Origin of the sequence: Pseudomonas sp. HY13-MNA-CIBAN-0226 (genome assembly GCF_040310305.1) — a bacterium.
Classification (GTDB): Bacteria; Pseudomonadota; Gammaproteobacteria; order Pseudomonadales; family Pseudomonadaceae; genus Aquipseudomonas; species Aquipseudomonas gregormendelii.
Genome location: NZ_JBEOPS010000033.1, coordinates 24,562 through 30,960 on the forward strand (window position 1 = coordinate 24,562; position 6,399 = coordinate 30,960).

The 6,399-nt window shown below is 60.7% G+C and carries 5 protein-coding genes; 1 reads left to right on the forward strand and 4 read right to left on the reverse strand.

All coding sequences use genetic code 11. From position 1 onward, the window contains the following. Positions 1-36: 36 nt before the first annotated feature. From AAEZ05_RS26875 to AAEZ05_RS26890, 4 genes are all read right to left on the reverse strand, one after another. On the reverse strand, positions 37-414 hold the full coding sequence (locus AAEZ05_RS26875) for a hypothetical protein (protein ID WP_045060117.1): 378 nt from the start codon (positions 412-414) through the stop codon (positions 37-39). A 75-nt stretch (positions 415-489) separates the two neighbouring features. Beyond that, entirely contained in the window at positions 490-1,299 is an 810-nt protein-coding gene (locus AAEZ05_RS26880; protein ID WP_045060118.1) for a putative RNA methyltransferase, read from the reverse strand. Next, positions 1,299-2,450, reverse strand: coding sequence for a succinyl-diaminopimelate desuccinylase (gene dapE / locus AAEZ05_RS26885; protein ID WP_045060119.1), 1,152 nt, complete (start codon positions 2,448-2,450; stop codon positions 1,299-1,301). Before dapE ends, AAEZ05_RS26880 begins: the two co-directional genes overlap by 1 nt. Positions 2,451-2,553: 103 nt before the next feature. Next, on the reverse strand, positions 2,554-5,142 hold the full coding sequence (locus AAEZ05_RS26890) for a glycosyltransferase (protein WP_045060120.1): 2,589 nt from the start codon (positions 5,140-5,142) through the stop codon (positions 2,554-2,556). 225 nt (positions 5,143-5,367) lie between these two features. Between AAEZ05_RS26890 and tcdA the strand changes: the two genes are divergently transcribed. Next, on the forward strand, positions 5,368-6,180 hold the full coding sequence (gene tcdA, locus AAEZ05_RS26895) for a tRNA cyclic N6-threonylcarbamoyladenosine(37) synthase TcdA (RefSeq protein ID WP_177328560.1): 813 nt from the start codon (positions 5,368-5,370) through the stop codon (positions 6,178-6,180). Positions 6,181-6,399 lie beyond the last annotated feature (219 nt).

A 6,399-nucleotide genomic window follows, 5' to 3' on the forward strand; every position in this document is an offset into this window, starting at 1 on the left:
GAAGGTTCGGGCCGCGTTCGGACGATCTATTCGCTTTTATGCGGTCTTCCAGGTGATCTCTTCTTCACCATCAGCGCTGATGCGCATCCAGCGATCCGCGGTCTCTTCACCTTCTTCCTCGACCCAAGTACCTGGCGCGCAGCGTACTTCGACGTTCAGTGCGGCAAATGCAGCGCGGGCGCAGGCGATGTCGTCTTCCCACGGGGTCTGGTCACTTTCCAGGTACAGGCTGTTCCATTTTCCTACAGCCTTCGGCAACCAGGTCACCGGGACATTGCCGGCCTTGCACTTGTAGGTCTGGCCCTTCTGGACCCAGTCGGTGCACGGCCCCAAGGCTTCGCCGAGCCAGGTGGCGACCGCCTTGTAGTCAACGTCAGCGTCTTTCAGGTAAATCTCGATATCGGGTTGGCGCATGGATGTCCTCACTGCGGGTCTGAAAAATCCATTCGCGGATTTAGCCGGCCTCAAGTTGTTAACTCAAGACCAAAATTATTGAAGTACGAAGTAATCGTAACGCATTGAAACGGTGACCTCGAACGGTTCAACCTGCTCGATCACCGCAGCCCGGCGTTCGGCACTGGCGCGCCAGCCATGGGGCGTCATGGCCAACAGGTTGGCACGGTCCAGGCCGCTTGCCAGGCTCAGGCGAAACTCCAGGGTTTCACTGTGCGCCAGCACCATGCCCTGCGGTACCAGGGCCAGATGCTTGTCGTCGGTGTATTCACGGACTTCATCGTACAGGCGCTCGCGTAATTCCATCAGGTGGCCGCTGGTCGGTCCGACCTTCATCAGGCCGCCACCGGAGCTGAGCAGGCGCTTGGCTTCTTCCCAGTCCAGGGGACTGAACACGCTGGCCAAAAACTGGCAACTGCCGGAAGCCAGCGGCACCCGCGCCATACTGGCGATCAGCCAGGTTAGTTGCGGGTTGCGCTTGCAGGCGCGTTTGACCGCTTCCCGGGAAATATCCAGCGCGTAGCCGTCGGCATTGGGCAGTGCCTGGGCGATTTGTGCGGTGTAATAGCCTTCGCCACAACCGATGTCCAGCCAGCGTTGCGGCGCGTACTGCGCCGCCAGTTCGGCCAGGCGCCGGGCCACCGGGGCATAATGACCGGCGTTGAGGAAGTCACGGCGAGCCTCGACCATCGCCAGGTTATCCCCAGGGTCGCGACTGTTCTTGTGCTGTACCGGCAGCAGGTTGAGGTAACCCTGGCGTGCGCGGTCGAACCGGTGTCCCGCGGGGCAGGCCACGCCGTTGTCCACGTCGTTCAGCGGTTCGCTGCAGATCGGGCAGGCGAGCATCAGGCGAGCAACTTGATCAGGGTCTGGTAGTAGATTTCGGTCAGCACGTCGAGATCGGCGGCCAGCACTCGCTCGTTGACCTGGTGGATGGTCGCGTTGACCGGCCCCAGTTCGACGACCTGGGTGCCCATGGTGGCGATGAAACGTCCGTCAGAGGTGCCACCGCTGGTGGACGCCTTGGTGTCGCGACCGGTGATGTCCTTGATGCTCGATGCAACCGCATCCAGCAAAGCGCCTGGCTCGGTCAGGAACGGCAGGCCGGACAACGCCCAGTCGATGTGCCAGTCCAGGCCATGCCGGTCGAGGATGTCGGCAACGCGTTTCTGCAGGCCTTCAACCGTGGACTCAGTGGAGAATCGGAAGTTGAACACCGCCACCAGGTCGCCCGGAATCACGTTGGTTGCGCCGGTGCCGGAATTCACGTTGGAAATCTGGAAGCTGGTAGGCGGGAAGAAGTCGTTGCCGTTGTCCCAGTGCTCGACGGCCAGTTCGGCCAGCGCCGGGGCAGCCAGGTGGATCGGGTTCTTGGCAAGGTGCGGGTAAGCAACGTGACCTTGCACGCCGCGCACGGTCAATTTGGCACCCAGGGAGCCACGGCGACCGTTCTTCACCACATCGCCCACCAGTGTGGTGCTCGACGGTTCGCCGACGATGCACCAGTCCAGGCGCTCCTTGCGTGCAGCCAGACGCTCGACCACGGCCTTGGTCCCGTGATGGGCGGGGCCTTCTTCGTCGCTGGTGATCAGGAATGCGACCTTGCCCTTGTGGTTCGGGTAGTCGGTGACGAAGCGCTCGGCGGCCACGGTCATCGACGCCAGGCTGCCTTTCATGTCCGCCGCGCCACGGCCGCAGAGCATGCCGTGTTCATCGATCAGCGCGTTGAACGGGTCGATTTGCCAGGCGGCCACCGGGCCGGTTGGCACGACGTCGGTGTGGCCGGCAAAACACAGTACCGGGCCCGCGTCCTGGCCGTGGGTCGCCCAGAAGTTATCCACATCCTCGATGCGCATCGGTTCCAGCGTGAAACCGGCATCGCCCAGGCGCTGCATCATCTGCTTCTGGCAATCGGCGTCGAGCGGCGTCACGGATGGACGGCGGATGAGGTCGATGGCGAGTTGAAGGGTCGGCGAAAGGTCGGCGTGGGCCGTCATGTAGAAGCTCCGAGGTGCGCACGGTAAACCTGTGCAAAAGGGCGATCATTCTAAAGCAAAACGGCGACCCGAAGGCCGCCGTTTGACGTTATCCCATAACGGATTATGCCGTTGCCGGTTCGGCTTCCAACGAAGGTTTGGGCAACGAGGACAGGAACGCCATGATCAATGCCGCCAGGTACGGCAGCGATTGCACCAGCAACATGGTGACCCAGAAGCGCATGTCATTACTTGGCAAGCCGTTCACCAGGAAGATCCCCAATGCCGCGCCCCACAACAGCAACATGATGAACACTTCTTCGCGCGCCTCCGAAATCGCCACCCAGAAGCCGTGGTTGTCGGCATTTTTCGGCGTGCGGAAGAACGGAATGCTGCTGGTGAAGAACCCGTACAGCACCGCTTTGGCGATGGTGTGCGACAACGCCAGCCCTGCCAGCGCCGCACAGAAGGCATCCTTGAGGTTCACCCCGACCGCGCGGCGGTACAGGAAGATGATCTTGCCGACCTTGAACACGAACAGTGCCAGGGGCGGAATCGCGAAAATCAGCAACGGTGGATCGACCCGCTGCGGCACGATGATCATCGCCGCCGACCACAGCAGGGCGCCGACCGTGAAGAAGATATTCATGCCGTCCGCCACCCACGGCAGCCAGCCCGCGAGGAAGTGGTAACGCTGGCCGCGGGTCAGTTCAGTGTCCTTGCCGCGCAACAGGCTCGCGGTGTGCCGCTTGATAATCTGAATCGCCCCATAGGCCCAGCGGAACCGCTGCTTCTTGAAGTCGATGAAGGTATCGGGCATCAGGCCCTTGCCGTAGCTGGTGTGGTAGTACGCTGCCGACAGGCCTTTTTCGAACACCCGCAGGCCCAGCTCGGCGTCTTCGCAGATGCACCAGTCAGCCCAGCCCAACTCCTCGAGCACCGAGCGACGGGTCATGGTCATGGTGCCGTGCTGGATGATCGCGTCACGGTCGTTGCGGGTCACCATGCCGATGTGGAAGAAACCTTTGTATTCCGCATAGCAGAGCTTCTTGAAGGTGCTTTCGTTCTGGTCGCGATAATCCTGCGGCGATTGCACCACGGCGATTTTCGGGTCGGCGAAGTGCGGCACCATGTGTTTGAGCCAGTTCGGGTCGACGCAGTAGTCGGAGTCGATCACTGCAATGACTTCGGCATCCTTGGCGGTGTGTGGGATCAGGTAGTTCAGCGCACCGCCCTTGAAGCCGGCCAGGGGGGCGACGTGGAAGAACTTGAAACGCGGCCCCAGGGTTTCGCAGTACGCCTGCACCGGTTCCCAGACGGCCGGGTCTTTGGTGTTGTTGTCGATGATCAGGACTTCGAAGTCCGGATAGTCGAGGTTGGCGAGGGCGTTGAGGGTTTGTTTGACCATCTCCGGTGGCTCGTTATAGCAAGGCACGTGGATCGAGACTTTTGGCCGATAGTTCGAGTCGCCCACCACCGGCAGGAATTCGCGTCGACGTTTGTGGGTCCATACCGCTTCGGCCAGTTCATGGGCCTCGGTCAGCAGCACGATGAACACGCCGAACGCACCGAGGGCGAGCAGGATGCCTACTGTCAGGCTGAACCAGGTGCTGTATTGCAGGCTGTAGTCATAACCGATCCACACCAGCACCGAACCGCAAAGGAATGCGATGAAGGTCAGGAACGTGCGACCACGCTGGCGCAGCGCCGAGCCGTCGATCATCAGCAGCGTCAGGGACAGCAGGGCCAGTACCACCGAGCCGACCGCCAGCACGCGCCATTGCGGGATTGCGACTACCGGGCCTTCAAAGTTGAATTTCTGCTGGCGTGCGGCATTGAATACACCCCAATAGGCGCCCACCGAACCTTCGTCACTGGCCTTCCACGGTTGGTCGAAGGCTTCGATCACGAAGTAGTTGAAGCCCTGGCGGTTGAGCTTGTTGACCAGCGTGCGCAAATAGATCGCCTGGTCTGCCGGCGACGCATCGGCGCCACCGCGCATGCGGCCGTTGCTCGGCCAGCCAACCTCCGAGAGCAGCAGGGGTTTTTTGGGGAACATTTTCTTCAGGTCACGGGCGCGGTCCAGTACAAATTGCCCGGCCTTGTCCACCGGGATGAACTCCCAGTAGGGCAATACGTGAGCGGCGATCAGGTCGACGTGCTTGGCCAGCTCCGGGTGTTCTTCCCAGACGTGCCATTGTTCGGACGTGGTCACGGGCACTTTCACCGCCGCGCGTACGCGATCGAGAATCATGCCCAGTTCCGCAGCGGTAATTTCCTTACGGAAGATTGCCTCGTTTCCTACAACCACCCGCACCACGCTGCGCGAAGTGTTGGCGATTTCAATGGCGCGCAGGATTTCCCGCTCATTGCGCTCCTCGTCCGGGCTGATCCAGATGCCCAGGGTGACACGCAAGCCGAACTCTTCCGCGAGCTTGGGAATATTCCCCAGCGTGCCATCGACCGAATAAGTGCGGATGTTGTCCGTCAGCTTGCTCATGATCTCCAGGTCACGGCGCATTTCATCGTCGTTTGGATATTGATCTTTTTGCGGGTACTGGCCTTGCTGGAACGGCGAATAGGAGAAGCCGGAGATCTGTTCAGGCCAGTTGGGAGCGGTGACCGGGCGATTGATCAGCGCCCAGAAGCCGGTAAACAAGGCTGCGATGGCGAGCACCACGACCAGGTTGAGTCCAAATTTACGCGATGACATAGCTTTTTCGGGTTCCAAAGGCTGTGGAACGAAGGGGCGGTTGGCGACTGACTGACAAGGGCAAGGGTGCACATCCTACACTGTAGGTTCTCTGATCCTACAGCTAGCAGGGAAATGTCCTACATTGGGCACTCTGATTTCACATAAGTTCTTACACTTGTCGCCGACGCTTAAACTTGTCTCGCGATGGCCCTATACTGCGCGCCGGTTTTTGGGGTAATGGTCATGAGTACAGAAGATCCACGGTTTGCCGGCATCGCCCGCTTGTATGGCATCGAGGGCCTTGAGCGCCTGCGCGCGGCGCATGTGGCAATCGTCGGCGTCGGTGGCGTCGGTTCCTGGGCAGCGGAAGCGATCGCGCGCTGCGGTGTGGGAGAGATTTCGCTGTTCGACCTGGATGACGTCTGCGTCAGCAACGCCAACCGCCAGTTGCATGCGCTGGACAGCACCGTGGGCAAGCCCAAGGTCGAGGTGATGGCCGAGCGCTTGCGTGGGATCAACCCGGCTTGCACCGTGCACGCGGTGGCGGATTTCGTTACCCGCGAGACCATGGCCGAATACATCACGCCGAATATCGACTGCGTGATCGATTGCATCGACAGCGTCAACGCGAAGGCGGCACTGATTGCCTGGTGCAAGCGCCGCAAGATCCAGATCATCACCACCGGGGGCGCGGGCGGGCAGATTGATCCGACGCTGATTCAGGTCTGTGACCTGAACCGTACGTTCAACGACCCGCTGGCTTCGAAAGTGCGTTCCACGCTACGCCGCGATTACAACTTCTCGCGCACCGTGACCCGGCATTACAGCGTGCCTTGCGTGTTTTCCACCGAACAACTGCGCTACCCGAAACCCGATGGCAGCATTTGCCTGCAGAAGAGTTTCGTGGGCGATGGGGTGAAGCTGGACTGCGCCGGCGGGTTTGGCGCGGTGATGATGGTGACGGCGACGTTCGGCATGGTCGCGGCGACCAAGGCTGTGGACAAGATCGTGGCGGGAGTGCGGCGCCCGGCGGATCGCATCAAACCCGAGGCATAGGCACTTGAAGGAGCTGCCGAAGGCTGCGATCTTTTGATCTTTTGATCTTTAGCGTCGAAGTGGGCGCCGAAGATCAAAAGATCGCAGCCTTCGGCAGCTCCTACGGGTACAACAGAGCGCGTCGACCGCATTGCCAGCAAGTTGAACTGGTCTAATAATTCCGGACACCTCTTAAGGGCGATATGATTTCGCCAACTTGGAGGTTCCATGAACGATAGA

Coding starts and splice junctions, on each gene's coding strand:
- AAEZ05_RS26875 (WP_045060117.1), bottom strand. CDS start 414: ATGCGCCAACCCGATATCGAGATTTACCTGAAAGACGCTGACGTTGAC.
- AAEZ05_RS26880 (WP_045060118.1), bottom strand. CDS start 1,299: ATGCTCGCCTGCCCGATCTGCAGCGAACCGCTGAACGACGTGGACAAC.
- dapE (WP_045060119.1), bottom strand. CDS start 2,450: ATGACGGCCCACGCCGACCTTTCGCCGACCCTTCAACTCGCCATCGAC.
- AAEZ05_RS26890 (WP_045060120.1), bottom strand. CDS start 5,142: ATGTCATCGCGTAAATTTGGACTCAACCTGGTCGTGGTGCTCGCCATC.
- tcdA (WP_177328560.1), top strand. CDS start 5,368: ATGAGTACAGAAGATCCACGGTTTGCCGGCATCGCCCGCTTGTATGGC.